This window comes from Baia soyae (assembly GCF_004341445.1).
Lineage (GTDB): Bacteria > Bacillota > Bacilli > Thermoactinomycetales > Thermoactinomycetaceae > Baia > Baia soyae.
The window spans coordinates 88,532-115,008 of the sequence record NZ_SLXV01000003.1; the positions used below are offsets into that span (position 1 = coordinate 88,532).

A 26,477-nucleotide genomic window follows, 5' to 3' on the forward strand; every position below is an offset into this window, starting at 1 on the left:
TAATAAAAAAACAGTCTAATATTCATTTAATTTGATTAAATCTTTAAATAAAAGTTAAAATAATTAATTCTATATGAGGTGACAGGATGGTAGTAGGGGATCGAATCAGGCAATTACGCTTACATAAAGGCATGACACAAGGGGAACTTGTAGGCGGAATTACTTCGGTTGCATATTTGAGTCGTGTGGAAAATGGGAACACGAAACCATCTCAGAATTTTATTTCCTCCGTTGCACCTAAGTTAGGCGTGAAAGTAGAAGATTTAATGGAACGACGGGCTGATGATGTAGAACAGAGAGTTGGAGAGATCTATCGTCAGTTTCAACAGAAAAAAAATATCATAGAAGAAGATTTATCATTTCTACGACTAAACGCTACGGATTTATATCCCACAAGTGTTCATTTGAAGGTATACACGATATTGACCTATTACTACTCTAAATTGAATGTAGACTTGGAAGAAGCATATCGGATATACGAATTATCTCAAAGATTTATATCGGAACAAGTAGAATCGGGTTTAGAGGAAGAATTTTTTTACTACTATCGCGCGTGTGGAGCGATGTTCTTCAATAAACAAAACTATATGAAAGCAAGTCACTATGATGACTTACGAGAAGAACTTCTTGGTTATGTGACGAATCGTAAGGAGGTAGCTAACTTTTATCTCGATAGAAGTGTAACGAAGCAAGAGATTCTAACTGATCAAACGGTTAGTCTTTTCTATGCACAGAAAGCTTATGATCTGTATCTGGAGATAAACGATCAGGAACAGATAGCTGGTGTATTAATTACAATGGGGATTCAGTACCACATGAATCAGCAATTGGATAAATCCGTTGAATCCTTAACAAAGGCGAAGGACATGGTTGATCCAAATAATAGCTATTTCCTAGGTATCATTGAATTTCATCTAGGAAGAGTACATGTAGCGCAAAGAAACAATGAAGTAGCTATCGAGTATTATCTAAGAAGCCTACAGTACTATGAGCAGCTTGATGTTGCGGATAAGCGGATCCATACATATAAGAGATTAGTAGAGGTGTATATAAAGCTAAAAGAGTGGGAGAAGGTAGAGTATTATTTGAATGAAGGTCTGAGCGAAGTGGACCCAGAGCAGTCCCCTTCTCTTTATATTGACTTGTCCTCTATTAAGGCGGGTACGTATCTACTACGGCAAGATGAGGCTCGATATGAGAAAGAGATGCAACGAATTATTATCTTGGGGATTGAGAGCCAGCAGTTTATTCTGGTTACAAAGTTAGCCAAGCAAATAGCTAGTTACTATTATGAGAGAAGAGCGTATAAGAAGTCTGCGAATTATTTTATGATGGCCACGGAATATGAAGAGAAACGAACACTATAAAAAAGGAGGGCATTTGTCAGCTTAGAGACATTTGGTTAAATGCTCTTAGAAATCCGAGGGTTATTACCTAAAATAAATTGATGTATTTTACTTGTTCCATTAAACTGTGGGTCTCCATTATTATGAAGACAGAAGATAAACGAACTAGCAGATAGGATGAATATCTATGAAAAAAGTTTCTAATACTTTATTGATGATAGCTTGTTGTGCATTAATAGTAGGAATAAATACAACAACTATTAAGCCTCCTAAAGGTGACGGTGGTCCCATCACTACTGAAGGCATCGGTCGCACGTAAAACAATTATTTATAAAATATATGCTTTCAGATACGTACTATTTCATATAAGAACAGTAGCTGTATGTAAGGGGTGAATGGTATGAAAGGTGATATGCTCTACCACGGTTATTTAAAGCGAGGATCTGAGTACTATGGACCGCATGATCAGAGCAATTCGGCAAAAGAGTTTTTCGTAGAAGATCAAACAGCGGATATGGTAGTATTCGATGATGAAAAAACGATCTGGAGATACTACGAGTTCAAAGGTAGGGCTTTGCCTGCGCAAGGGTGGAAGATACATGTTAGCGCGACGATGGATGAGGCAGAGCAAGTTTTAAAAGCTGTAAGCGAAGTCTTGATAGAACATCAAGTAGCATTTAAGCACATCAAAAACATAGAGATGCTTCTTCAAATGAATTCGAAAGGCGCAAACAGAGCAAGCTCTGGTAAGTTTATCGCTATATATCCAAAGGACGACAGTGAATTCGTGCACCTACTAGGTGCTCTTCAAAAAAAGATTAAACATTATGAAAAAGGACCTTATATCTTGAATGATAAATGTTGGAAGAAAAGCAACGTTTACTATCGATATGGTGGTTTTAACATCATCTATAATGATAAAGGTGAATTATGTATCAGAGATGATAAGGGCGAGCTGACGGTAGACGAGAGGACCCCTTTTTATCAGGCTCCTGATTTTGTTAAAGAGTTTGATGAATACCTAGATGCGTTAAATGATAAGCCAGATAATGAAGATCAGAATAGCAAGTTGGATCTATATACCATTCATACGGCTCTTCGTTTTACCAATAGTGGAGGTATCTATCTCGCCGAAAGAAAATCAGATAACAAAAAGGTAATTATAAAAGAGGCGCGGCCACAGGCGGGTCTAGATGGAAACTCGGTTGATGCAGTAGGGCGACAGAATATAGAACGCGATGCACTAGAAAAGCTTTCAAGTGTAGAGGGCATTGTCAATGTACTAGATCATTTCAAGGTATGGGAGCATTACTTTCTTATCGAAGAGCATGTAGAAGGAATGGATTTACATTCATGGATTGCGATTAACTATCCTTTTATGAAAAATAAACCTTTGGATGACTATAGGACGAAAATAGGGAAGATTTTATCCCAGCTGGTAGTCATTATGGAAGAGATTCATGATAAAGGTGTAGCAATGGGTGATTTACAACCAGCTAATATTATGATATCAGAAGATCTTCAAGTGACTTTAATTGATTTTGAAACAGCTAAACAAACCCATTCTCAAGAAAAACCAGGCATGGCAACAACCGGGTTTATCAATTCGCAAATTAAAACGAGTGGAGGGATGGACTGGTTCGCATTACAAAAAATTGTACGTTATTCTCTGCTACCAATCCTTTCTTCTGAATGTCTTGATCCGCACATAAACGATCACTATTTCAAGTGGATTAAAACAGTTTATGGAAATGAGTTCTATCAGTTTGTTCAAGGCATTATTCAAAAGTGTGCAGATCATCTAGTTGGTTTTGGAGAAAAAGTACCATTGTTTGATAACATGGATGAGGACTTTGTGCTGAAAAAGGATATTTTGTCCATCATAGAGGGCCTTAGTGACGGGATTAAAGCAAATCTAACTGGGGACATAAGATTGATAAACGGTGATATCCGGCAGTACGAACAAAATGATGGGAAGTTAAACGTTTTAAGCGGAGGAACTGGAGCTGCCATTGCACTTTCGCGAGTAGGAAGAGCGAACGATGAGCTGCACGAATGGATTACACAATATGCATTGAAAAGCGTAGATACAGTCGAGAGTGCAGGGCTGTTTACGGGGAAGTCGGGTATAGCAGGGATGCTATACGAAAATGGATATAAAGATGAATCGCTCCATATTTTTTCTGAAATAGATAGCTTCTTGGATGATTCAGATATCACATTGAGATCAGGATTAGCAGGAATTGGTTTGGCGTTAACGAGCCTCTATTTGGAGACACTGGACCCGAAGTTTTTAGAGAAAGCTGAGTTGATAGCAACAAAAATAGATATGTTTTTAGAGGAAAATAGGGAGATTACAGTCCAAGATTGGACTGGCCTTCCAATAGGCTTGATAGATGGGTGGTCAGGAGTATCAGTGTTTTACTCAGCACTCTACGCTCTGACTGAAAAAAGAGAATACTATTTTAGAGCCATTGAGTTGGTAGTGCGAGATTTGAATAAAACAGTTAGAGATAACGAATTAGAGGCATTAAACACAATTGATAATCGTAGTAGATTACTACCTTACTTATCAGGAGGATCGATAGGGGTAGGAGTTGCGATATGGTATTTAAATCATGTCAGTGAAGAGAAAATGTTTCAAGAAGAGTTGAAGTTCATCTCAAATCTATCTCAGATTAGAACTACCATTTCAGGAGGATTGTTCGATGGAGCAGGAAGTTTCTTAGTAATACCTCCAATGATCGGGAAAGACCACGTAGCGTATCACTCTCAAACAGAAGATATCCTTGAGTTGTTGAATCTACATTTGATCGATAAGAAGAACTATCTATCATTTCCCGGTCAGTTTGGGTTCCGTTTGTCGGATGATCTATTCTCGGGTAGCTCGGGTATCATACTTGGATTGAAAGGAATATTACAAGAAAACCCATTGTATTGGCTCCCGATCGTAAATATTGATCGATTCTATGAAGATACTAGATTTAATAGAGAGACCTCGAAAATGATGGTTGGAGTAGATTAGAAAGAGGAGGTGAAAAGAATGAACCAAGTATTAGACTTGCAAAAAATTTCTCAAAGCAACTCAGAGCAACCTGAGATGGGAACATGGACAGTAGTTGTTCGTACTACTGTAACCACGGTATCCGGAATGTCTACCATCAGCAACAACTGCTAATATGAGCTAGATTATGTTAAGGAGGTGAAAAGAATGAACCAAGTATTAGACTTGCAAAAAATTTCCCAAAGCAACTCAGAGCAACCTGAGATGGGAACATGGACAGTAGTTGTTCGTACTACTGTAACCACAGTATCCGGAATGTCTACCATCAGCAACAACTGCTAATAGAGCTAGATTATGTTAAGGAGGTGAAAAGAATGAACCAAGTATTAGACTTGCAAAAAACTTCCCAAAATAACTCAGAGCAACCTGAGATGGGAACATGGACAGTAGTTGTTCGTACTACTGTAACCACAGTATCCGGAATGTCTACCGTCAGCAACAACTGCTAATATGAGTTAAATTGTACCATTTAGTTGAGAGATCTTCAACTAAATGGTACAGCTTTTAAATATGGATTAGATGACGGATTCAAATTAAAACTCCATGAGATCTTTGTTTCTATTCAGTATGTGGAAGGAGAGTAGGTATGTCAGCAATTTTGGAAGTAGAAAATCTGAGCAAATGTTTTTCAGGAAAAAAAACAGTATTAAGAAATGTCTCTTTCTCGATTCCACGAGGTACGATTGCTGGATTTATCGGGGATAATGGAGCAGGAAAATCAACAACGATGGGAGCCATTATAGGAACGATACGTAAGGATGGGGGATCAGTCAAAATTTTTGGAGAAGAGATGGATTCAAATAAGAGCCATCTAAAGGAAGATATCGGGGCCGTCTTTGATCAGATGCATTTGCCTAAGCAGTTGAATATCAAGCAACTAGGGAATGTATTTCGTCTGCTGTATAAAAATTGGGATCAAAATATATTTCAATATTACATTACATATTTCTCTTTACCTAAAGATAAGAAGATTGGTGATTTTTCAAGAGGTATGTCTATGAAACTCTCTGTAGCAGTCGCCTTATCGCATGATGCGAAATTACTCCTTTTAGATGAAGCAACAGCAGGACTTGATCCGTTGGGTAGATATGATTTGTTAGAAGTATTAAAGGACTTCGTAGCCGATGGACAACGTAGTATTTTATTGTCATCTCATATTACAAGTGATATTGAAACGATAGCAGATATCCTTATTTTTATTAAATCAGGAAGTATTTTATTACAGATTAGTAGAGAAACTCTAATGTCTAGATATGCAATATTAGAGTGTACATATAAGGAATTTGAACACATCGAATCAAGTTTGGTTGTTGGATACCAAAAGAAGAGTGATCAGGTTGATGTGCTGGTATGTGATCGAGAGCAAGTGCCGTTTACTGTTGCGAGAAAGGATTTTTCGATTGACGATGTGGCACTTTTGTTAATGCGAGGTGAGCACCTATGAAAGGACTATTGTTAAATCAGTATTATTCAAATGCAAAAAGTATTAAGGGTTCAGTGGTACTAAGTTTTGTTATTACCACTATTTTGCTCTTACTTCCATATAAACAGACATTACGCTTAGCAACATTTCTTCCTTTTATTATCATGGTCTCTCCTATACTTGAGGGGTTAAAACTTGAAGCGATGTCTGGATGGAACAAACTTTTGATTACGTTGCCACTAAAAAGAAGCCGTGTGATACAAAGCTATTATCTTTTCTTTTCTATTTTATTATGTCTGGGTTTCTGTGTGGCGATACTCTCATTTATGCTAGCTGATTTCTTTGCTAAGGATGTACTTACTCATTCTGCACTAACGTCAGTTCTAAAAGGAATTGGTGTGACTCTTATTATGGGAGGTGCTATATTTCCGCTAACCTATTATCTAGGAGTAGAAAAAGCAGAAAAAATCATGACAACTAGTACCATTACAAGTCTTGGAATCCTTTTTTTCAGTGGTTGGTTGTATGAGGAAACTGTGGGTAGCGCGATAATGAATACATTTCCTAGAGTCCATCCTGACTTACCATTTTCGATTCTTTTCTTAGGGATTTCTCTTGTGATGTTCATCGTATCCTACGTGGTGTGCATTCGAATTTACGAACAGAAAGAGTTTTAATTTAGTAGTGTTAAAGGTGGAGGGGGTGCGGAAATGAATAGATCGCATTTGGGTGTTTTGATCAGGATGGTCACATGGCCTAAGAAAGTAGTTTTCGGCGCATTTTTAGCATCGGTTCTGACCGCGATTTTAGGCATATTAGTACCATGGGTCACGAAAAGCATGATTGATTCGTTTACATCTCATATTGATGTTACCAAGGTATTTTTATTGGTTGGGCTGTTCTTGATCAATGTGATATTGAGTGGTATTGCACACTACATGATCTCCTATCTAGGTGAGTATACGATCTATCGATTAAGGGAAAAAATGTGGGCTCATATTTTGAGATTGCCAATTGATTACTTTGATAATAATAGCACAGGACAAACAGTAAGTCGGTTAACGGATGATGTATCGACATTAAATAACTTTGTTTCGAAAAAGGTACCTGAGTTTATATCTCAAGCGCTGTTGGTGGTTGGTTCCATCGTATTTTTATTTGTTTTAGATTGGAAGCTGACTCTTGCTTTACTCGTAATGGCCCCCATTTTAACAGTGATTATCGTACCTATAGGAAGAAGGCTATATACAGTAGCTGGGGAAACACAAAATGAAATGGCAGCTTTTGTTGGGAAATTAAGTAATGTATTAGCAGAAATGCGCCTCGTTAAAAGTTATAGTGGGGAGAAAAAAGAGTATACACGTGTGATGGAATCAGGGGATTCCCTATTTCGTCTTAATTTAGCGGTGGCGAAGTTACAATCCATCTTTTCGCCTCTTATTTCAGGGACGATCATGTTAATGGTACTTGTGTTGCTAGGTTACGGGGGATTACGCATGGCAGATGGATCTCTTACAACGGGGGCATTTGTTGCGATTATCTTTTATATCATTCAAGCGATTACACCCATTAGTTCGGTAGCTTCCTTTTTTACAGAATATAAAGCCACTTCAGGAGCGACTAAGCGGTTGTATGAGATTTATTCCCTATCAGAAGAGAAGGTGGATGAGCTGGATGAGTATACGAACATTTTTGATGGTCAGATCCGCTTTCACAATGTGTCCTTTTCTTACAATAAAAATTCTAAAGTACTACAAGATATATCTTTTACAGCACAGCCAAATCAGATTACAGCGATTGTAGGGCCATCGGGCGCTGGGAAGACGACTCTATTTCACCTGATCGAACGAATGTATACGTTTGACAATGGAAGCATCTCGTGCGACCAACTTCAAATTGACCAAATCCCATTATCCAATTGGCGGAAAATGATTGGTTACGTGATGCAAGATAGCGCCATTATGAATGGAACGATTCGAGAAAATATCTTGTACGGTGTGGATGATGCGGATGAAGAGAGTATGGTTCATTATACAAAGCTAGCAAATGCACATCATTTTATCAGTAGTCTCCCTGAGGGATATGATACGGTCGTAGGAGAAAGAGGGATTAAGCTATCAGGGGGACAAAAGCAGCGTATTGCGATTGCGCGTGCGTTTATCATGAATCCCAAGATTTTGTTGCTTGATGAGGCAACGGCTAATTTGGACAGTGAGAGTGAGAGATTCGTGCAGACCGCGCTGGTTAACTTGATGAAAAATCGTACAACTCTAGTGATTGCTCATCGACTTTCGACAATTCGAAATGCGGATCAAATTGTTTTCTTGGATGCAGGGAAAGTAACCGGTATGGGAAGGCATGATGAGTTGATGAACACACATCGTAAGTATGCTGATTTTGTGGAGGGACAGAATTTAAAAATGGCTCAGTAGGATGTGGTTAGATGGACAATGTAAAGATAGCAACGCACGAGTTTGGCGATACACATCTTCACTTATGGAAAACAGATAAATTTAAGACGACGTCTATTATGCTAAAAATCAACTCCCCTCTATCAGAAGAGACGGTGACAGCACGGGCGTTGATTCCAGAAATTTTACAAAGTGGTACCAGAGATTACCCGAACAGAACGATGATCAAGCAAAAGCTTGATGATATGTATGGTGCTGTTCTGATGACAGATATACAAAAAAATGGTGATCAACACGTAATTACGTTTCGCATAGATGTCGCATCTGAAAGATTTTTATTGAATAAGGTGTCGTTGTTACAGGAAGCACTTCTATTACTACATAAGATTGTGATGAATCCATGTTTGGAAAACGGTACTTTTGTAGAGGAGATTGTTGAGCAAGAGAAGCAGGCATTACGCCAGAGGATTCAATCTATCTATGATAATAAGATGGCATACGCAGCGGTACGAATGATGGAAGAATTGTTTGCTGAGGAGATGTATCGTTTACCCGAGTATGGCCGAGTAGAAGATCTAGATGAACTAAATCCTAAAGCGATCCATCATGTGTATAAGCAAATGCTTCAGCACGATCGCATGGATCTATTCATTGTGGGGAGCTTTGATGAGGGTTCAATAAAAGAGATCGTTTCGTCTCTGTATGGTGGCAACCGTTCTGTTCAAGAGCAGCAAGTCGTGCGTACATGGGAAAAATCGGTGGGAGCTAAAGTGGTATTTGATAAAAGGGAAGTAAAGCAAGGAGAACTATGTATGGGTTATCGTACATATACAACCTTTTTGGACGATGACTATATAGCCATGAGAGTAGCAAACTGTATGTTTGGAGGTTCTCCATTATCGAAACTGTTTAGGAACGTTCGGGAGAAACATAGCCTGGCTTATTTTGTTGGATCAAAGCTAGAGGCTCATAAAGGTGTACTCACTATGACGGCAGGAATTGAGTTTGATACATATGACCAGACTGTTGACATTATAAAAAAACAAGTAGAAGCGATGCAGCAAGGTGACTTTACAGAAAGAGATTTGGAGCAGGCAAAAGGCTGGTTGATCAATCAATTATATGGATCGATTGACACCTCACTAGGAGTGATCGAGTTAGCCTATCCTGAAATCGTAGAGAAACGTCGCCTTTCGGTACTAGATCGTGTTAAGAAAATGAGTTGCGTAACGAAAGAAGATGTCATTCGGGCAGCGAATAAATGGGAATTGGATACAATCTACTTTTTGACTGGTGGGGGTGGACAGAATGAAGAAGCTGGTTTATGCACAGTTAGATGAAGTTCTATATCATGAAGAATTGGACAATGGTCTGAATGTGTACATTTTGCCAAAAGAGGGCTTTCATGAAACCTTTGCTACTTTTACCACGAAATATGGGTCGATTGATAACACATTTATCCCAAGAGGACTGGGGGAACCGATAAAAGTACCTGATGGGATTGCTCATTTTCTTGAACATAAAATGTTTGAGGATGAAGGGAAGGATGTTTTCTATTCGTTTGGCGAACAGGGGGCATCTGTGAATGCATTTACCAGCTTTACAAGGACTGGATATTTATTTTCTAGCATGATGCAAATCGAAAAAAATATTGAAACGTTACTCGATTTTGTCCAAAAGCCGTATTTTACAGGCCGGTCAATCGAAAAGGAAAAAGGTATCATTGCTCAAGAAATTAAGATGTATGCAGATAACCCTGATTGGCGTGCTTATTTTGGTATGATTGAAAATATGTTTGAGAAGCATCCTGTAAGGATTGATATTGGTGGGACGATTGAATCGATTACAGCCATTACCAAAAAGGACTTAACTACATGCTATGAAACGTTTTACCATCCGAGTAATATGGTGTTATTTATCGTTGGGAGTGTTGACCCAGAAGAGATCATGAGGCTCGTACGGGAGAATCAGTCGGCAAAGAAATTTCCAGTTAAGGAAGAAATTATTCGCTGTGTGGAACCTGAAGGAACGCCTACTTATGTTGCAAAACGATCGATATCGATGCCAGTTAGCGTGCCAAAGTGTGTCGTTGGGTATAAGGAGAAAGATCCTACAAGGCAAGGAAAGGATTTATTAAAACATCAACTCTCTGTTCAAGTGGTACTCGATCTACTATTTTCACCAAGTTCTAAGATGTATGAAAGCTTATATGAGTCTGGTAATCTTCATGATCCACTTTCATTTCATTACACAGCTGAATGGGGATTTGGCTTTTCCATAATTAGTGGGAATAGTAACAACCCAGATCATGTGGCGGATAAAATCACGGAGACGATTACCGCTTATCAACAAGTAGGTTTTTTGGATGAGGAAATAGATCGGGTGATTAAGCGAAAAATTGGTGCTTTTTTGCGTTCACTCAATTCGTTGGATTTTATTGCAAAGGAATTTACACGATACCAGTTTAATGGGATGAATTTTTTTGATGTTGTTTCGACATTGGAGAGTCTTACCCGTCATGATCTGCAAGCTGTTTTAAGAAATCATTTTATACCTGAATATCAGACCATTTTTATTATTCGTGAGGAGGGGTCTTAATGTTCAAGATTACTTGGGATATGGGGCCCATTGCACAGATTTTAAATGTAGCAGTACTGATGATCGTTGTAATTTATGTGATTAGACTGGTAATAAAAATTCTTAAAAAGTAATCCTCTACATTCATCTTATAGAAATAATAATGGTACATACAGGGCTAAAAATAGCCCTCCTTTTTTATGATGCTTTTTACTACTTATGATACGTCTCTCCCCGATTAATCTTACAGGACCGGTAAATCTGTTCCAACAAGAATACCCGCATAAGCTGATGAGGAAAAGTCATTTTAGAGAGGGAGAGATCCCAGTTGGAGCGGGCGTATACGTCTTTGGATAAGCCGTGGGAGCCGCCGATAATGTAGCTAAAGTGGCTATGTCCGTAAGTAGTGAGGTGGTCTAGTTTTTTAGCTAGTCCAGGAGAGGAAGCCATTTCTCCGTTCACGGCAAGGACAATCGCGTATGAGTCTGAATGAAGAGCTTTTAGGATTCGTTCGCCTTCTTTTCGAAGGACTTGTTCAATCTCGGCATCAGAAGGCTGATCAGAACATTTTTCTTCTGCTAACTCGATGATCTCGATCTTGGCATAAGCCTGCAGACGTTTTTGATATTCGTCGCAGGCTTGTTTTAAGAATTTCTCTTTTAGTTTTCCAATGGTAATTAGTTGGATTCGCAAGGTTGATCCTCGATTCTATTCCGTTTGTTCGTGAATGCCGTATTCGAGTTCTAGTTGATACTCGGCCTCTTTTCCACACCATTTGCACGAATGTTCAATAGGTGACTGCAACGGTTCTAGTGTGGGTGCAGTGTGGAATTCTTCGATCATATCATCCATGACGTAATCAAGGTGTTCGTCACAAGTGTACCAAATATGGAAATCTTGCATGAGTCTCTCTCCTTTCTAACATGATTCGACACTATCTATTGTGTTAGTTATCCACATTATCCACAAGATATACACATAGCATATCAAAATGTAGGAAAAAGCCCCACTAGGTAGTGGAGCTTTTTTATTTCCTATTGTGGACTGCGTTCAAGCGTTAATGTAGCGGTCTGTTTTTGGCCACTTCGGTAAAACGTAACTTTTACTTGCTCGCCAATCTGCTTCTTTTTGTAGAGGAAGCTACGAAGTTCAGAACCATTGGTAACAGCTTGATCATCCAAGGCAGTGATTAAGTCACGAGATTGTAGCCCAGCTTTGCTTGCTGGTGTGCCGTTGGAAACGCTTTTGATAATCGCGCCACCGTCTACGTCATTTGGAATGCGTAACTCTTTCCAGAGAGTTGGTGAGATTTTTTCTAGATCAATTAACTCGACACCTAAGTAAGGGCGTGGAACTTTTCCGTTCTTAATAAGGGCATTTAGGAGTGGGCGGGCTTCATTGGAAGGAATCGCAAATCCAAGTCCTTCTACCCCTTGTTCGGCGATCTTTAGGCTATTGATTCCAATTACTTGGCCGGCGGCATTTAATAAGGCGCCTCCGCTGTTACCTGGGTTAATAGCAGCATCCGTTTGGATGACATCAGTAGATATGCCTTTCCCAAGGTCAATGGTTCGTTTTGCAGAACTAATGACGCCTACTGTAACAGACTGTGAGAATTGCGGACCGAGCGGATTCCCGATGGCAATCGCGGGTTCCCCGGCCTTAACGGCATCTGAATTTCCGAAATCAGCCACTGTCTTAACATTGGTAGCATCTATTTCTAAAACTGCTAAGTCTGTAATTGGGTCAGTGCCGAGTACCTTTGCTGTCACGGGTTTTGATTTCCCTTTTTCAGCAGGTATATTTACTTGAACACTTTGATTATCGGCGATGACATGGTAGTTAGTAGCAATCAGTGCTTTGTTGGTTTCTTTATTTTTCTCAAAGACGATTCCCGATCCAGTTCCCTGTTTTCGGTTTTCTCCCCCAGAGCTGAAAAAATCATCTGATTTTGCTATGTTATCGATGCCCACTACAGCATTTTGTACTTTTGCTACGGCTTCGGTAATGTTTGAATTTACTTGTACCGAAGTGGATTTGCTGGGTCCTGAATAGCTACTCTCCAGTGTTCCTCTTCCAAAAGGAATAATTCCTGAACGGAACAAAAGAGGCGTAAAAGCTAGTACGATTAATCCTCCTATGACAGCTGATGCAATCGCGGTAACCCAAGTAGGGGTCCGCCTCTTGTGCTTAGGAGGCTCGCTATAGTCCATCGACATATACTCTGGACGAGACGTGATAAAAGGCTGAGGTGTGACTGGTGTATTATTAGACTGAGATTGGGTAAAAACTTCTGGTTCCCGTTGTGGTTGCTGGTTTTCATGTGTGTTGTTTGGTTCATTTTCATGATTTGAATTTGCTTTGTTTTCCTCTGAGAATTGAGAGCCAAATGGATCTTGGTTGTTGTTCATAATGGGTTCTCATCCTTTCCGTTTCGAAAGTGAACAAACTCAGTGTTTGTGATCGATCCTCATATTATACAATAACGTATGTTATCTGACCGCTATCATTTCTTTTTGTTAATTAGCTACTCATTCTATCTTAACCTCTTTTTTGCGAGGAAACGTTTAGAATTTGTGGTCATTTCTTGCTAAGTTGCGTTTTTGCTAGAGATATCCAAATAGGCTACATGAAATACCAACTGTATTTTATGTAGCCACAACACACCTTATATTCAATTACGGACTCCATCAACGCTTAGCTAAGCACCTGACTTCCCGTAGGGCCGTCGGGCGGTCGGGGTGGGTTTCGTGGAGTTGGAGGTCTCGTCCTATTTTGGCACCGCCGTTTTCTAGGATTTGTTTGATGGTTAGATGGGCTAATTCGACTACGTTGTTATCTTGGCTGAGGTGGGCGAGGTAGACTTGTTCGCCGACTCCTTTCAGGATTTCAAGCAAGGCTTCACCGGAATCCTCGTTAGATAGGTGACCGAGATCGCTCAGAATGCGGCGTTTGATGTTCCAGGGATAGGAGCCCATCCTGAGCATTGATACGTCGTGATTGCTTTCCCAGATGAGGGTATCGACTCCCGAAACCTGATCGAGGATTCGCTGGTTTACGTAGCCTAGATCGGTCACGATGGCAAGTGATTCACGGTCCTCGTTAAGCCGATAGCCCATCGGGTCTGCTGCGTCATGTGAAATGGGAATGGTTTGGATATGTAATTGATCGATGTCGAGAGTAGCTCCCGCTTCTAGGACGTTTTGCAAGGTAGCAGGGATCTCACCCACAGATGAAGGGAGTGCATCCCATGTTTTTTCATTCATGTAGATAGGGAGTTGGTACCGTCTTGCCATGACACCTAGCCCCTTAACATGATCAATATGCTCATGCGTGACAAGGATAGCTGATAGGGTAGACGGATCTGCACCCACTTGCTTTAGCCTCTGCTCGAGTTGTTTCCCACTCAAACCAGCGTCGACGAGGATTCGTAAATCCCCCGACTCCACATATAGAGAGTTACCAGAACTCCCACTCGCTAGAACACTAAATTTCATGTGATTACCTAACCCTTTTATTAGAGTGCTTTTCAATTATTGGTAGCAGGCTGTACGCTACTAATACTATCAGAACTAGTGGTGCCAATGTAGTAGAACTTCCCGCCTACCTTAAACCGCCAGATCGGGATCATAATCGAGTCAGTGTCCTTGTTATACTTGTTGCGCTGATACCCAAGCTCCGCAGACTGAACAGTTGTTTTTTTTATTTGCGGCAGTAAACTAGCTAACGCATTGTTTAGCTGATTCGGTCGATGCGCCTGTGGCAATGGTTCCCTTAGTTCATAGTGGACATACGAGATCGATTTCACTTCTTTTTTGTTATTAAACTTAAGCTTAATGTTTCCATTAAAAATCGGGAAACGGTCCTTTTCCTGATAGATCATGATTTCGCTGCTACTAACTTCCTCCATCTTGTCAAAGTTATAGTCAGTTAAGTAGGGCAATCTTTCTTTTTGCAGAAATGCCTTCACTTCACTTGGCGATTCGCCTACCTGGGTTGGATTAGGAAACTCTTTTTGATAGATCCCATCCCCTATAGACTTCCAATCGAGCTTTGTGGTTACGCCGGTATAGACGGCCATCTCTTCGGGTACCTCTACCTTTTTGTTGGCAAGCTTAATGTCATTAAATTGAGCGAGCTCTTCAATCTGTCGATCGGATAGGGTGCTTTTCGCTACTCGTAAATCATTTTCCCGATAGTTGGCATAGAGAAGCGAGCCAATATACAGATCTAAAATGAGGAAGGCAATGATTAGAATGGTTTTTGCTTTTCGCCAATCCATTGGCCATCCTCCCCTACATAGAACGTTTTTTCCTTCATCGAAAAACTAGGGCTATCCATTACGACCACTTTCCAGTAAGGAGTAAGCGTGACCGTATTTTTATTACTCGCACTTGCCCGATCTGCTAGATATACCAACTGAATTTGTTTGATAGAGCCGAGATCGACCTTGTACTTCTGAAATATGTTTTTTAACTTGTCCTTGTCTGGTAGAGTAACAGTCTGTGCTTTTCGATCCGTCGGTTTCCAGAAATCGAGTGAGCGCTGATATAATCTAGCATCCTCCATATTACTGTTGGAGATGTACGGTTCAGTCCGAATAAACACAGGTGATACATCTGGTTGAAAAGGGTCTGGTTGTCCTCTCCAATAGATGGGGATTCCGCTATCAAATTGCCTAAATTTCATTTCATTGTTCTCAGAAGAAAGATGTTCGAGATGAAAATCTCCTGTCCATCCAAAGTGCTTTTTTAGAAAATCATTCATCTTCCCTACTAATATCTTTGATTCCGTTTTCGGAGGGATGTCTTCTGATTCAGTCAATTGTTTATTATATTGAATCTCATTTTTTAACTTGTCATAGACAAGCGTTTGCCGCGTTCCGTGCGCGTAGATCTCCCAGTCCTCTCGCGGTTTTAAAGGTTGCAGATTAGGATCTTCAAAGAGTACCTTTTTTACATCTCCGATTTCAATAGAGGAAATAGGATACGTGACTTTATCTGCCTTGACGGGCTGCTCCGGTAAATAGAATAGGTTCCCCTTTGGAAGAACGGGACCTGAAGAACTGGGATCAAAATTAGATGTTGCTTGATATAAGGTCTGTGGTTTTGCACCTTGAATCAGCTTGGAAAATTCATTTTTCGATAAGGTCGTGTCTACCAGATAAACTTGCGGATCTTGAGAGCGTGCAGAAATCAGATACAGTACAGCGGTCTCTTGTTCGGCAGGTGCCGTGATCCAAACCCTGTCGACTTCTCTGACAGATAAGCTAGGGGGCGGAGATTTCCAGTTAAAAAAGGAACTTACTTGCTCAAGAGGAACTGCACTATGGTATTGAAACTCCACACCCGGTTGCAGTAATATCTTCTTCCAGTCCTCTGTATTTAGATCGACGGATCGGGCAGCTCCCAAGGTGGTTTGTGAAATTTGTTTAATCAATTTTTGATACGAATCTTGCTCTGTTTCACTTGTGGACAACGTTGCGGGTAGAAAGCGAATCACAGACTGATCGTGTATATAGGTAATCGGTGGAGCGGATAATTGATAAGTCTCTTTTTCGTTAAATTCCTTTTCACCAAACTTAGGAATCATTTGGTAGTTGTTTTCGGTTGTCGCGTTCGAAAAGGCGCTGGATAGCCAGTAAAAGGCTGTTTGCCAGATGCTCAAGAAAACAAGAGAAATCAGGAGGGTGGTCTTGATCGGTTCCTTGTATTTCTTCCAATACGGCTTTTTCATGAATTCACCCTCCTTTCGAATGGGGGCAGAGCAAAGAATACAGTAGTCCCTTTTTGCTCTTTACTCTCGATCCAAACAATTCCTTCATGCGCCTTAATAATCTCTTGAACGATTGCAAGGCCGAGACCAGTCCCGCCTTGCTCTCTCGCGCGCGCTTTATCAACCCGATAAAAGCGTTCAAAAATCCGTTCGAGGTCTTTCTTCGGGATGCCGATGCCTGTATCCGTTATACCTACTTCGATTAAGCCATCGGGGCGCAAACGGCTGGAAATCGTGACAGACCCTCCTTCAGGTGTAAATTTCACCGCGTTGGATAGGAGGTTGTCCAAGACTTGATCCATCTTATCTCGATCAGCGTAGATGCGGGGTAACTCTTTATCGGCATGACGCAATGTTAACTTAATCTTCTTTTGCTTACATTGGAAAATGAAACGATCCGCTACATCCTCTAAGACATCCTCTAAATACATGATCTTTTTATCAAAACGGGATTGTTTGGCATCTAATCTCGATAATTGTAGAAGATCATTAATCAAGCGGGTCATGCGATCGGCTTCGGTTCTTGATACCTGTAGAAAGCGCACAGCGAGTTCAGGCTGTTCAAGCGCACCGTCTTCGAGTGCTTCTAGATAACTTTTAATCGTAGTAAGTGGGGTTCGAAGCTCATGGGAAACGTTGGCTACAAACTCTTTTCGTTGCCTGTCTAGTCGTTCTTCTTCCGTCACGTCTTTTAACACCACAATGGTACCGGTTGGCTTGTTTCGTTTCTGTTTAAGTGGTGTAAACGTTAGCTTAATATAGAGTGGATCATCTTGATCGTCATGCTGAATCCGGATCAGATTATGTAGCTCTTGCGTGATAGGAAACTGAACCGGTTCTGATAAGGGAAGCACACTATTTAGCATCTCTCCAAGCTTAATCTCTCGATTTAAGATTTGTTCGGAACGCTCATTCTTGACGATAATCGCCCCTGAACGATTGGTAGCAATCACGCCGTCACTCATGTCAGAGAGGACGGTTTCTAGCTTCTCTTTTTCTTCCTCCTTCTGAGTGAGGGCAGTCTGTAGATGGGAAGCCAAATGATTAAATGCCTTGGCCAGTTTCCCGATTTCGTCGGTGCTTCTCACATCGACTCGGCGGTTAAAATCTCCCTCGGCCATAGCCGTCGCCTGCTCTTTGATCTCCTTAACAGGAACGGTAATCGTCCGGGTCATAATCACAATTAAAATGCTTACGATGATCATGGCGTAAAAGGTTTGGATGATCAGTGTTTTAATGATGGAGCGGATCAATTGGTAGGTTGTATCAAGTGGGTATTCCATATAAATCCGATCAAATTCAAGGTCTTGATTCTGGAGATCAAGCGGATATACCTTCATCAAAACATCTTGGCTTTTGGATGAAGGACTTCGCCTGATTTCCTCCTGATTGTAAAGAAGCGAATGGACATACGGGTTTTTGTAACCAACCTTGGATTCCCCAGCCCCTGTTGCGGCTACAACGAGTCCATTGTTATTTAGAATTTGTACATTGATTAACTGATTGTTTTTGGTTTGAAGAAAGACGACTCTTTCTAGATCTTTCTTTATCTGGTCTTTTAAATCTCCTTCTTCTTTCTTTCTATTATGGATCGTTTCTTCAATCACTTTCGAAATAACGTTCTTTTGTCTGTTTAAGTCATTCGTTACATTGGTCAGCAATTGTTTTTCCAAGCGATCGCTAAAATTGACGAAAACAACTTGCAGAGCAATGAGAATGATGAGCGCAAGTATAACGAGCAGCTTCCATTGTAGCCCTGTTGCATAGGCGAACCATCGCTCTGCAACATTTCCCTGCCTCACTGATTTGATCCAGTTTCTCATCCTCATCTACCGCTTGAGTCCTGATCTCGCAATGTATAGCCGATGCCTCGTCTTGTGATGATATATTTCGGTGCACCCGGATCGTCCTCAATCTTCTCACGAAGCCTGCGGATCGTAACATCCACCGTCCGCACATCTCCAAAGTAATCATAGCCCCAGACAGACTGGAGGAGATGTTCGCGGGTGAGAACCTGATTCACATGCTTCGAAAGGAACAATAATAACTCAAATTCACGATGTGTAAGGTCGATGGTTTTATTTGCGTTCTTCACGACGAAGCTATTTGCATCGATAAGAAGCTCGCCGATTTGGATCCCATGTATAGTTGCCGGGTCGACAATTTTATGTGAACCGGTGGACGAAGAAACATTGCGGCGCAAATTTGCTTTAATTCTGGCTAGAAGCTCTCGGTTGCTAAACGGCTTGGTTACATAGTCATCTGCTCCGATCTCCAGCCCGAGGACTTTATCAATCTCAGAGTCTTTCGCCGTGAGCATAATGATCGGAAATTGATAATGCTGGCGGACTTGTCTACATACTTCTATCCCATCCGCTCCAGGTAACATGAGGTCTAGAAGCATAAGATCAGGCGGTGTTTGGATCGCTTTCGAGATGGCTTCCAGTCCATCATGCACACACTCTACTTCAAATCCTTCTTTTTCAAGGTTAAATTTTAAAATATCTGCAATCGGTTTTTCGTCTTCTACTACTAAAATCTTGGCACTCATCGATTCAGCTCCCTTGGTCATTCAAACGATCTATGAATAGGATCATTTTCGCACACTCGTTTTAGAGAAACAATATTCTTTCAAATATGATCAGAAGTTCACAAATCAGACTCAGATCTATATGCAAGAATTGGAAGGAACGTAAGTTTCTATCAAGAAGAAAGAGGTTCCGATCTAACAAACTAATATTATATTATTTTACCATTTATGGTATATTATTGGCGACTACTTTGTTAACTGATAAGAAAATTACCTCGGTAGATGAATTTTTTTTTGACTTTCGCAAATATACGAGCCGATTCGACAAAGTATTCTGTTGACTTATCTAACTGGATACTGCTACCATTATTATTAATTCAAGTAATTTTAAATTTTTTTATGTCATTTAGAGGAGTGTTAAAATTATGTCATCAATCACAGTTGGTGTATATTTAGGTAAAAAAGATCGTCTCGTGCGTTACTGGTATGAAATTCTTCCAAAGGGCCAGTTTCCTATGCTAGTCAAGTATTGTATCCAATCATATCTACGTAACAATTATTTCCCGCTACAATCGATTTGTGATGGTAGAATGTTGAAAGAGCAGATCCAATCGAGAAGCGACTATGTCCCGACTCAACGTAATGTTACCTTTACTCCAGAAGATGGTCCGGTATATCAGTGGATTAAGAATTTAGAAAGTGGTTACCGTAGTGAAGAGATCAAAAACATCCTGAAAGAGACCGTTCTCCATACCTTGTTGAACGAGCAACCTGTTTTTAGCCCCCGTCCCCTCGGTCAGGTATATAACGACCCACAGCAACAACATGCTATGATGCAAGGACAAGCTGTACCGGTAGCAGGTTATGGATATGTAGAAGATCCACAAAAGGTAACGATGATCAAAAGAGAGCAAATGCCAGCAGGAATGGAAGAAGGCTACCAAATGTGGGACAAGGCAGTGATGCAACCCCCAGCTGAAGGTGAGCAGAAGAAAGACCAAGGTCCTGTAAAGGGATATAACCATCTAGTTAACTACTTAGGTTAGTCCATACGTGCAACTTTATATGATCTTTCTAAATTCCCTGATCTGACTGACCCGTCGAGCAGGGTTTTTTTGTTTTTGTGGTGAAATGATTTCTAATCCAGCTAACCCCATAACATAAAAGGAAGTGCAACCATGACAGATAGCCTATTAGACGAAATGATTTCGCTAGAACCCTTTCTCTGGGGATGCTTTATCGTGGTATTTATTTATACCTACCTACATAATAAAAATAAGAAGCTACGGCGGAAAAACAGGGAAATCACCTCGCAGCTCACTGCCTCTCAGCTTGAGATTCAAGAGATGAATGATCAAATTGAAGAGATCTACTGCCGGGACTATCTAACCGGGCTTTATAATCTAGGTGGGTTTCAGGATGCGGTGGTTCGTAGCTTGGAGCGGATGTCGCCGTTGCAAAGTTACCACGTCGTAAGCATCGATCTAGCGGACTTTAAACAAGTAAACTTGCGAGAGGGTGTGGAGTTTGGAGATCAGATCTTGATCGAGGTGGCGGACCAGTTTCAAGGCCAATTGCCGCCAAGTGTACACATTGCTAGGTATGATGGGGATCAGTTTGCGATTGGCCTGACAGGGGATCACCATTATCTGCGGCGATGCGTAGAGATCATCGATCAAGTGATGAGCCAAATTTGTACCGAGCGAGTCAATATCGAATACTGCATAGGCACCGCATCGTATCCTGCGGAATCCGCGAATGCGAGTGAACTGATTCGATTAGCCGAAAAGAGATTATCCATCGAGCAGAGGCGAATGCGGGATAAAGAAGAAGAGAAACGGAGGCATATGGAGAAGCTATCAGCAGTAGGGCAGCTAGCGGCTGGGTTGGCCCATGAGATCCGGAATCCCCTTACATCCATCCGTGGCTTTGTTCAGATATCTGCAGCCGAATCCACCGAAGTAAAGAAATGGGAATCGATCATCCTTCCTGAAATCGACCGAATCAATGATCTTCTAACCCAGTTCCTAAATCTAAGTGAGTCACGGCCTACCCGATTCCAAAACTTCCATGTAGACCAGCTAATCTCTGATATTTGCTCCCTGCTCAAGCCGAAAGTGATGTTAATGGGGCATGAACTCGTTATGGAAACGCCGAAAGCACCCATCTATATCGAAGCGGATCCGGAGAAATTAAAGCAAGTTCTCATCAATTTAATTCAAAATGGCTTAGATGCTTTAGTCCAAAGAGGACGAGTGGAAATCAAGTGGTATGTGAAAAATAAAGGTCTATGGATCGAGATCCAAGACACAGGTGCAGGGATCAAGCCCGAATTTATATCGAGAATATATGAGCCCTTTTTTACGACGAAGGACGAAGGGACTGGGATGGGGTTAGCGATCTGCCATCGAATCATTCAAGACCACGGAGGCTGTATGCGAGTGGAGAGTCGCATGGGGAAAGGGACTACGTTTCACCTATCGCTACCTCTAAAACAAGAACCCGTTCAGATGGAAGAAGATTGTGCATTGTTCGGGGAATAAGAGTAAGTGATTGTTTGAACGATAACTATTTTCTATAATGGAATGATAATATAGTGTTGAGATGATAAAGCGAGGTTGATGGATGGTGGATCAAAAACCAAAGAACCAATTTAACATATTAAGTAATCGCAAAGCGACGACGCATGGCGATTACTATACAGGTACGTTGAATCTAAGCAACATGTCTTCTGTGTTGATCGATCATGATACAGCGAATATTGATTTGGGCTTGATTCACGCGAAGAGCAAGATCGAACGTGGAATCAAGTTTACGGCTGACCAGGCAGAAGTTGCAGAGGGAAAAACCTACTATGTAGTCTGGGTTGCGATCGGTCAAAATGAGAAAGGTAGCTATTATGCAGGCGTTACGGCTTGCCCGATGGTGATTGATCATGAGATTCGCAAAGGCTGGAAAAATCTCGCGTTCCACGTAAATCGAATGGATGATGCCTTAAAGCGCCGGATTAAAGTAAGTGAACTAGGTGAAGTAGAGAAAGAAGCATTAAAAGCGCTCTTTATCGATCATGATCAAGAGATGTGGGAAAATAGCTCAGACGAATTAAAGGATGCACTTTCGAATTCGTGAACGGAATGTGACAATTTTTTGTGACATATTGCGCAAGCTATTATGCAGAGAGTAAACTTAATATGGTTTTCGGAACCATTTGCTAGGACACAAAAAAAGCGGACCCCGTTACAAGCGGATTCGCTTTTTTTGTGTCTTTTTTTAACTGGACCACCATTTCTTAATGCGATCCCATAAAGAAGGATCTGGATCGGCGCTCTCAGGTGCTTTTGTGTACTCGGTCGGTTCTGTGCCGGCCATGAAGTACTCAAGCCGTGCATTTTTTTGATCCGGATGAGCTAATTTTCCAGTTTCATCATCGATGTATACCGCTTTTACGCCACTCGGAACCGCAAAGATTTTACTCGGCTTCCCGAGAGTAGCGAGGCTCATAAAGTGGCCCCATACATGTTGCGAGATCTTAGCTTGATTATGGTTTAGCTTTTGGTTTTGATCAAATCCAACCCATACCGTGGTTACTAAATCAGGTGTATACCCGACTAGCCAACCATCCCAGTCCGTCGTGCCGGTTTTCCCAGCGGCAGGATGGGAAAACATTTGTTGCACACGATGACCGGTCCCGCCCGTGTCAAATACACTGCGCATCAAGGAAGTGAGCACATAGGTAGAGCTAGGCGAAAAGACTTGCTTGGATTCAGGCTGATTTTGATAGAGAACGTGTCCAAACGAATCGACGATCTTCGTGATGCCCATCAGCGGCTTATGATCACCATTACTCGCGATTGTGGTATACGCCTCTGTCATCTCATAAGGAGTTACTTCATAGCTTCCTAGTGCTAACGAAGGCGTTGCATTTAGCGAGCTCTGGATGCCTAGTTTTCGTGCTGTTTCAATCTCTTGATCGATCCCCACCTGAAACTGGGTGGTTACGGCATAGATATTATCCGACTTGGCGATCGCTTCCCGCATCGTGATGGGACGCTGGGCATAGATATCTTGAAAATTGCCGGGCGTATATGTCTCTCCATTGTACGTAAAGGCAGTGGGAGCACTTACCACTTTCTGCGTAGGGGGAATCCCTTTCTCCAGCGCGGTTAAATAGACGATCGGCTTAAAAGAAGAACCGGGCTGTCTCCGGGCAAATACTCGGTTAAATTGCGATTCCTGATAACTCTTTCCGCCCACCATCGCCTTAATGGACCCCGTATGTGCATCTACCGAAAGAAGTGCCCCTTGTAGGCTAGGGACTTGTCCTACCTGACTTACGAGGGATTCCTCTGCTTGATTCTGCATCTGCTTGTTCAATGTCGTATAGATGCGTAGCCCACCATGCCTTACTAACTCCTCATCAAATCCTAATTGGTTAACAGCTGTCTGAATGACATAATCCCGAAAATAGCTTGCTATACTCTTTTGGCTTGGTAGTGGAGGCTGTAGGCCCAGTGTATACTGCGCGGCTTCCTTCGCTTGTTTCTTCGTAATTAACTTCATCCCGGACATTTGCGCGATAATCGATTGTTGGCGCTCCTTGGCCCGCTGGAAATGTTGATAGGGTGAATAGACCGATGGCCCTCGGGGAATCCCTGCTAAAAAGGCGCACTCGGCTAGGTTTAGGTCCTTAGCATCCTTGCGGAAATATTCTTGCGCTGCTCGTTGAATCCCGTACGCCCCATTGCCGTAATAGATTTCATTAAAGTACATCTCTAGTAATTCTTTCTTGTCAAAGTGGAGTTCAAGCTGTGCCGTAATCATCGCTTCTTTCACCTTGCGGGACCAAGTCCGGTCGTGGGAAAGGTAGAGATTTTTCGCTAACTGTTGGGTGATGGTACTGGCACCCTGAACCACGCGGAGTTGCTTTAGATTGACGAGAAGAGCGCGAGTAATACCGCGAAAGGAAAATCCGTGGTGATGAAAAAAATCACGATCTTCCGCTGCTAATGTAGCATCGACGAGAGACTTTGGTATTTGTTCTAGTGATATCTTCTCCCGATGTTCTCCCGCATCCATCTGATCCAGCACATTTCCCTGATCATCGTATAAGAAGGTAGTGGCTGAGATGTCAGGTGGCGGTAGGGGCTTAGAGCGTAGATATAAAAGGAACAGGAACAAAGCAACGCAAAGAATCGCGAATCCGATGAATACGCGTTTTACCCAGTGGGCGCTCCGTTTGTACCATTTGTAGACTTTTGTTTGTTCAAGCGGTGATTCTACGTGGATTCCCATTCTAGCTGTCGCTCCCTCTCGCTACAGTGTGTCGGCGAGAGTATTATGCGAAAGTGACAGGTATAATATACCTATTTTGATTCGAAAAGAGATAATCAGACGAATGAATGGAGATGATTTACGTGGATTTCCCCTGTGTGGTATTCTTATTGAGGATTGTTGCCAACGAAAGGACGGATTACATATGGAAAAGCCACAAATGGAGTTATGGTATACGGAGCGGCAGACTCCTAATTACGGAATTACGACGAAAATCAATAAAACCTTGCATCACGAGGTAACCGATTTTCAATCATTGGACGTAATCGAAACCGAGCAGTTTGGGAATATGCTTGTCCTAGACGGTATGGTGATGACAACGGATATAGATGAGTTTGTTTACCATGAGATGATTACGCATGTCGCGATGAATACCCACCCGAATCCGAAAAACGTGCTCGTCGTAGGCGGCGGAGATGGCGGAGTGATTCGTGAAATTCTAAAACACTCTTCAGTCGAAAAAGCAGTTTTGGCAGAGATCGATGGAGGTGTAATTGAAGCTTCTAAGAAGTACTTCCCGGAGATTGCAAGGGGTTTATTTGGAGATGCTCGTGTCGATATCCAAGTAGCAGACGGCATCAAGCATATCGCTGAAAATAAAAATAAATACGATGTCATCATGGTTGATTCTACAGAGCCAGTTGGCCCAGCAGTGGGATTGTTTGAAAAAGGCTTCTATGAAGGCATTCGCGAGGCATTAAAAGAAGACGGAATCATGGTCGCACAAACGGAATCCCCATGGTTTAACCGTGACCTCATCAGTCGTGTGTTTGCGGATCTATCGGCTACTTTCCCGATTACTCGCCTTTACACAGCAAGCATCCCAACGTATCCATCCGGACTTTGGAGCTTTACCATCGGATCGAAGAAATATGATCCATTAGATGTGGATGTACGGGAATTGCCAACGCTTGATACCAAATACTATCGTCCAGAGATTCATAAAGCTGTGTTCGAACTTCCTCAGTTTGTACGTGAGTTAACGGTGAAAGAGGAGAAGTAGAGCATGCGTTTTGAAGAAAAGTACTCAGGAAATGTCTTTATCGGTTCCACAGATAACTTTGAAGAGTCCACCACGGTCCTATACGGAATGCCGATGGACTGGACCGTAAGCTTCCGTCCCGGTTCTCGCTTCGGTCCTCCTCGAATTCGCGAAGCATCCTTAGTTCATGAAGAATACAGCCACTATCTGCGTCGTGAACTAAGCGAAATCGCTTACTACGATGCGGGTGACATCCCCCTCGCTTTCGGGAATCCCGAGAAAAGCTTGGCTCAGATCTCGGACTTTGTAAGTCGTGTCCTCGATGCAGGAAAGATGCCTCTCGGGATGGGCGGCGAGCATTTAGTAACGTGGCCCGTTGTACAAGAGGTTTACAAACGATATCCAGATCTAGCGATTATCCACATCGATGGACATGCAGACCTACGCACAGATTATGAAGGAGAGCCATACTCTCACTCCACCCCTCTTCGCAAGATTTCCGAGTTAATCGGCGGAGCTAACGTGTATCAATTCGGAATCCGTTCGATGACGAAAGAAGAAGTGGAGTATACAGAAGAAGCAGGCATTCACTTCTTCCCGTTCGATGTGCTAGAGCCGCTAAAGTCCTGTCTACCCGAACTAGCAGGGCGCCCTGTCTACGTGACCATTGATATCGATGCGCTCGATCCAGCACATGCACCAGGCACAGGAACCCCTGAACCAGGCGGTATCACAACCAAAGAACTACTCGCTTCCATCCATGCGATCGCGAAGTCAGACTTGACGATTGTAGGCGCAGACTTAGTAGAAGTTGCTCCAGCCTATGATCCTACTGAGCAGACACCGATTACAGCAGCGAAGCTGATTCGGGAGATGTTACTTGGTTTTACAGCGAAATAGAGATGAATCAAAAAAACCAGCTAAACGATGATGAAGTGAACCCAAAAAGTTAGACACGAAGTTTTAAGCAACCCGCAGGGTATGCGTTCGGTATTGAACCGGGCTCATGCCCTTTAGTTTTATCTTCAAGCGTTTGTG

26 protein-coding genes are annotated in these 26,477 nt (G+C 41.8%); 16 read left to right on the top strand and 10 right to left on the bottom strand.

The window, feature by feature from the left end; all coding sequences use genetic code 11:
- Positions 1-86: 86 nt before the first annotated feature.
- The 11 genes from EDD57_RS01910 to yfmH all read left to right on the top strand — a co-directional run bounded on the left by EDD57_RS01910 (position 87) and on the right by yfmH (position 10,842).
- Complete coding sequence (locus EDD57_RS01910) at positions 87-1,367, top strand: helix-turn-helix domain-containing protein (RefSeq protein WP_131847793.1); 1,281 nt, start codon at positions 87-89, stop codon at positions 1,365-1,367.
- A gap of 166 nt (positions 1,368-1,533) precedes the next feature.
- A complete protein-coding gene (locus EDD57_RS14895; RefSeq protein ID WP_279388925.1) occupies positions 1,534-1,665 on the top strand; it encodes a hypothetical protein in 132 nt (43 codons plus the stop codon).
- 81 nt (positions 1,666-1,746) lie between these two features.
- Complete coding sequence (lanKC, locus tag EDD57_RS01915; RefSeq protein ID WP_131847794.1) at positions 1,747-4,371, top strand: class III lanthionine synthetase LanKC; 2,625 nt, start codon at positions 1,747-1,749, stop codon at positions 4,369-4,371.
- An 18-nt stretch (positions 4,372-4,389) separates the two neighbouring features.
- Positions 4,390-4,524, top strand: a complete 135-nt coding sequence (locus tag EDD57_RS14585; protein ID WP_207896783.1) for a class III lanthipeptide — start codon at positions 4,390-4,392, stop codon at positions 4,522-4,524.
- Positions 4,525-4,557: 33 nt separating this feature from the next.
- Positions 4,558-4,692, top strand: coding sequence for a class III lanthipeptide (locus EDD57_RS14590; RefSeq protein WP_207896783.1), 135 nt, complete (start codon positions 4,558-4,560; stop codon positions 4,690-4,692).
- Positions 4,693-4,724: 32 nt separating this feature from the next.
- Positions 4,725-4,859, top strand: coding sequence for a class III lanthipeptide (locus EDD57_RS14595; protein WP_207896784.1), 135 nt, complete (start codon positions 4,725-4,727; stop codon positions 4,857-4,859).
- Between the two features lie 137 nt (positions 4,860-4,996).
- Positions 4,997-5,854: an ABC transporter ATP-binding protein gene (locus EDD57_RS01920; RefSeq protein ID WP_131847795.1), complete on the top strand. Its 858-nt coding sequence runs from the start codon at positions 4,997-4,999 to the stop codon at positions 5,852-5,854.
- A complete protein-coding gene (locus EDD57_RS01925; RefSeq protein ID WP_131847796.1) occupies positions 5,851-6,510 on the top strand; it encodes an ABC-2 transporter permease in 660 nt (219 codons plus the stop codon). Before EDD57_RS01920 ends, EDD57_RS01925 begins: the two co-directional genes overlap by 4 nt.
- 33 nt (positions 6,511-6,543) lie before the next feature.
- Positions 6,544-8,265, top strand: coding sequence for an ABC transporter ATP-binding protein (locus tag EDD57_RS01930; RefSeq protein ID WP_131847797.1), 1,722 nt, complete (start codon positions 6,544-6,546; stop codon positions 8,263-8,265).
- 11 nt (positions 8,266-8,276) lie between these two features.
- A complete protein-coding gene (gene yfmF / locus EDD57_RS01935) occupies positions 8,277-9,584 on the top strand; it encodes an EF-P 5-aminopentanol modification-associated protein YfmF (protein ID WP_131847798.1) in 1,308 nt (435 codons plus the stop codon).
- Complete coding sequence (yfmH, locus tag EDD57_RS01940; RefSeq protein WP_131847799.1) at positions 9,553-10,842, top strand: EF-P 5-aminopentanol modification-associated protein YfmH; 1,290 nt, start codon at positions 9,553-9,555, stop codon at positions 10,840-10,842. Before yfmF ends, yfmH begins: the two co-directional genes overlap by 32 nt.
- Positions 10,843-11,034: 192 nt before the next feature.
- On the opposite strand, the gene rlmH is transcribed toward yfmH, so the two are convergent.
- The 8 genes from rlmH to yycF all read right to left on the bottom strand — a co-directional run bounded on the left by rlmH (position 11,035) and on the right by yycF (position 19,147).
- Positions 11,035-11,514: a 23S rRNA (pseudouridine(1915)-N(3))-methyltransferase RlmH gene (gene rlmH, locus EDD57_RS01945; RefSeq protein WP_131847800.1), complete on the bottom strand. Its 480-nt coding sequence runs from the start codon at positions 11,512-11,514 to the stop codon at positions 11,035-11,037.
- A 15-nt stretch (positions 11,515-11,529) separates the two neighbouring features.
- Entirely contained in the window at positions 11,530-11,724 is a 195-nt protein-coding gene (locus EDD57_RS01950) for a CxxH/CxxC protein (RefSeq protein ID WP_131847801.1), read from the bottom strand.
- Positions 11,725-11,855: 131 nt separating this feature from the next.
- The gene (locus EDD57_RS01955) at positions 11,856-13,232 is read right to left on the bottom strand and encodes a S1C family serine protease (RefSeq protein WP_243649406.1); all 1,377 of its coding nucleotides are present in this window, start codon (positions 13,230-13,232) and stop codon (positions 11,856-11,858) included.
- Positions 13,233-13,511: 279 nt separating this feature from the next.
- Entirely contained in the window at positions 13,512-14,318 is an 807-nt protein-coding gene (locus tag EDD57_RS01960) for an MBL fold metallo-hydrolase (RefSeq protein WP_131847802.1), read from the bottom strand.
- A gap of 32 nt (positions 14,319-14,350) precedes the next feature.
- Positions 14,351-15,103 (bottom strand): two-component system regulatory protein YycI, encoded by a 753-nt coding sequence (locus EDD57_RS01965; RefSeq protein ID WP_131847803.1) that lies wholly within the window; start codon positions 15,101-15,103, stop codon positions 14,351-14,353.
- Positions 15,073-16,557, bottom strand: coding sequence for a two-component system activity regulator YycH (gene yycH, locus EDD57_RS01970; RefSeq protein WP_131847804.1), 1,485 nt, complete (start codon positions 16,555-16,557; stop codon positions 15,073-15,075). The genes EDD57_RS01965 and yycH overlap by 31 nt, the downstream gene beginning before the upstream one ends.
- Positions 16,554-18,419, bottom strand: coding sequence for an ATP-binding protein (locus EDD57_RS01975; RefSeq protein WP_165873635.1), 1,866 nt, complete (start codon positions 18,417-18,419; stop codon positions 16,554-16,556). The genes yycH and EDD57_RS01975 overlap by 4 nt, the downstream gene beginning before the upstream one ends.
- A 2-nt stretch (positions 18,420-18,421) precedes the next feature.
- Positions 18,422-19,147 carry a response regulator YycF gene (yycF, locus tag EDD57_RS01980; RefSeq protein ID WP_131847806.1) on the bottom strand — a complete coding sequence of 242 codons (726 nt, stop codon included), beginning with the start codon at positions 19,145-19,147 and terminating at the stop codon, positions 18,422-18,424.
- Between the two features lie 404 nt (positions 19,148-19,551).
- Here yycF and EDD57_RS01985 point away from each other — a divergent pair, with 404 nt between their 5' ends.
- From EDD57_RS01985 to EDD57_RS01995, 3 genes are all read left to right on the top strand, one after another.
- The gene (locus EDD57_RS01985) at positions 19,552-20,172 is read left to right on the top strand and encodes a hypothetical protein (protein WP_131847807.1); all 621 of its coding nucleotides are present in this window, start codon (positions 19,552-19,554) and stop codon (positions 20,170-20,172) included.
- Between the two features lie 132 nt (positions 20,173-20,304).
- Positions 20,305-21,669 carry an ATP-binding protein gene (locus tag EDD57_RS01990; RefSeq protein WP_131847808.1) on the top strand — a complete coding sequence of 455 codons (1,365 nt, stop codon included), beginning with the start codon at positions 20,305-20,307 and terminating at the stop codon, positions 21,667-21,669.
- A gap of 82 nt (positions 21,670-21,751) precedes the next feature.
- Positions 21,752-22,255, top strand: coding sequence for a YwhD family protein (locus tag EDD57_RS01995; protein ID WP_131847809.1), 504 nt, complete (start codon positions 21,752-21,754; stop codon positions 22,253-22,255).
- A 141-nt stretch (positions 22,256-22,396) separates the two neighbouring features.
- Here EDD57_RS01995 and EDD57_RS02000 read toward each other — a convergent pair whose 3' ends face one another.
- Positions 22,397-24,418: a transglycosylase domain-containing protein gene (locus EDD57_RS02000; RefSeq protein WP_131847810.1), complete on the bottom strand. Its 2,022-nt coding sequence runs from the start codon at positions 24,416-24,418 to the stop codon at positions 22,397-22,399.
- Between the two features lie 199 nt (positions 24,419-24,617).
- Here EDD57_RS02000 and speE point away from each other — a divergent pair, with 199 nt between their 5' ends.
- Complete coding sequence (gene speE / locus EDD57_RS02005; RefSeq protein ID WP_131847819.1) at positions 24,618-25,460, top strand: polyamine aminopropyltransferase; 843 nt, start codon at positions 24,618-24,620, stop codon at positions 25,458-25,460.
- A gap of 3 nt (positions 25,461-25,463) precedes the next feature.
- Positions 25,464-26,339 carry an agmatinase gene (gene speB / locus EDD57_RS02010; RefSeq protein WP_131847811.1) on the top strand — a complete coding sequence of 292 codons (876 nt, stop codon included), beginning with the start codon at positions 25,464-25,466 and terminating at the stop codon, positions 26,337-26,339.
- A gap of 63 nt (positions 26,340-26,402) precedes the next feature.
- Here speB and EDD57_RS15080 read toward each other — a convergent pair.
- The coding region (locus EDD57_RS15080; protein WP_165873636.1) for an IS3 family transposase at positions 26,403-26,477 on the bottom strand (75 nt) is incomplete at its 5' end.

Coding starts and splice junctions, on each gene's coding strand:
- EDD57_RS01985 (WP_131847807.1), top strand. CDS start 19,552: ATGTCATCAATCACAGTTGGTGTATATTTAGGTAAAAAAGATCGTCTC.
- yfmH (WP_131847799.1), top strand. CDS start 9,553: ATGAAGAAGCTGGTTTATGCACAGTTAGATGAAGTTCTATATCATGAA.
- EDD57_RS14595 (WP_207896784.1), top strand. CDS start 4,725: ATGAACCAAGTATTAGACTTGCAAAAAACTTCCCAAAATAACTCAGAG.
- EDD57_RS01990 (WP_131847808.1), top strand. CDS start 20,305: ATGACAGATAGCCTATTAGACGAAATGATTTCGCTAGAACCCTTTCTC.
- EDD57_RS02000 (WP_131847810.1), bottom strand. CDS start 24,418: ATGGGAATCCACGTAGAATCACCGCTTGAACAAACAAAAGTCTACAAA.
- EDD57_RS01955 (WP_243649406.1), bottom strand. CDS start 13,232: ATGAACAACAACCAAGATCCATTTGGCTCTCAATTCTCAGAGGAAAAC.
- EDD57_RS01930 (WP_131847797.1), top strand. CDS start 6,544: ATGAATAGATCGCATTTGGGTGTTTTGATCAGGATGGTCACATGGCCT.
- lanKC (WP_131847794.1), top strand. CDS start 1,747: ATGAAAGGTGATATGCTCTACCACGGTTATTTAAAGCGAGGATCTGAG.
- EDD57_RS01960 (WP_131847802.1), bottom strand. CDS start 14,318: ATGAAATTTAGTGTTCTAGCGAGTGGGAGTTCTGGTAACTCTCTATAT.
- EDD57_RS14590 (WP_207896783.1), top strand. CDS start 4,558: ATGAACCAAGTATTAGACTTGCAAAAAATTTCCCAAAGCAACTCAGAG.
- speB (WP_131847811.1), top strand. CDS start 25,464: ATGCGTTTTGAAGAAAAGTACTCAGGAAATGTCTTTATCGGTTCCACA.
- EDD57_RS01950 (WP_131847801.1), bottom strand. CDS start 11,724: ATGCAAGATTTCCATATTTGGTACACTTGTGACGAACACCTTGATTAC.
- EDD57_RS01925 (WP_131847796.1), top strand. CDS start 5,851: ATGAAAGGACTATTGTTAAATCAGTATTATTCAAATGCAAAAAGTATT.
- EDD57_RS01920 (WP_131847795.1), top strand. CDS start 4,997: ATGTCAGCAATTTTGGAAGTAGAAAATCTGAGCAAATGTTTTTCAGGA.
- yycF (WP_131847806.1), bottom strand. CDS start 19,147: ATGAGTGCCAAGATTTTAGTAGTAGAAGACGAAAAACCGATTGCAGAT.
- EDD57_RS14585 (WP_207896783.1), top strand. CDS start 4,390: ATGAACCAAGTATTAGACTTGCAAAAAATTTCTCAAAGCAACTCAGAG.
- EDD57_RS01910 (WP_131847793.1), top strand. CDS start 87: ATGGTAGTAGGGGATCGAATCAGGCAATTACGCTTACATAAAGGCATG.
- EDD57_RS01965 (WP_131847803.1), bottom strand. CDS start 15,103: ATGGATTGGCGAAAAGCAAAAACCATTCTAATCATTGCCTTCCTCATT.
- yycH (WP_131847804.1), bottom strand. CDS start 16,557: ATGAAAAAGCCGTATTGGAAGAAATACAAGGAACCGATCAAGACCACC.
- speE (WP_131847819.1), top strand. CDS start 24,618: ATGGAGTTATGGTATACGGAGCGGCAGACTCCTAATTACGGAATTACG.
- EDD57_RS01995 (WP_131847809.1), top strand. CDS start 21,752: ATGGTGGATCAAAAACCAAAGAACCAATTTAACATATTAAGTAATCGC.
- EDD57_RS01975 (WP_165873635.1), bottom strand. CDS start 18,419: ATGAGAAACTGGATCAAATCAGTGAGGCAGGGAAATGTTGCAGAGCGA.
- yfmF (WP_131847798.1), top strand. CDS start 8,277: ATGGACAATGTAAAGATAGCAACGCACGAGTTTGGCGATACACATCTT.
- EDD57_RS14895 (WP_279388925.1), top strand. CDS start 1,534: ATGAAAAAAGTTTCTAATACTTTATTGATGATAGCTTGTTGTGCATTA.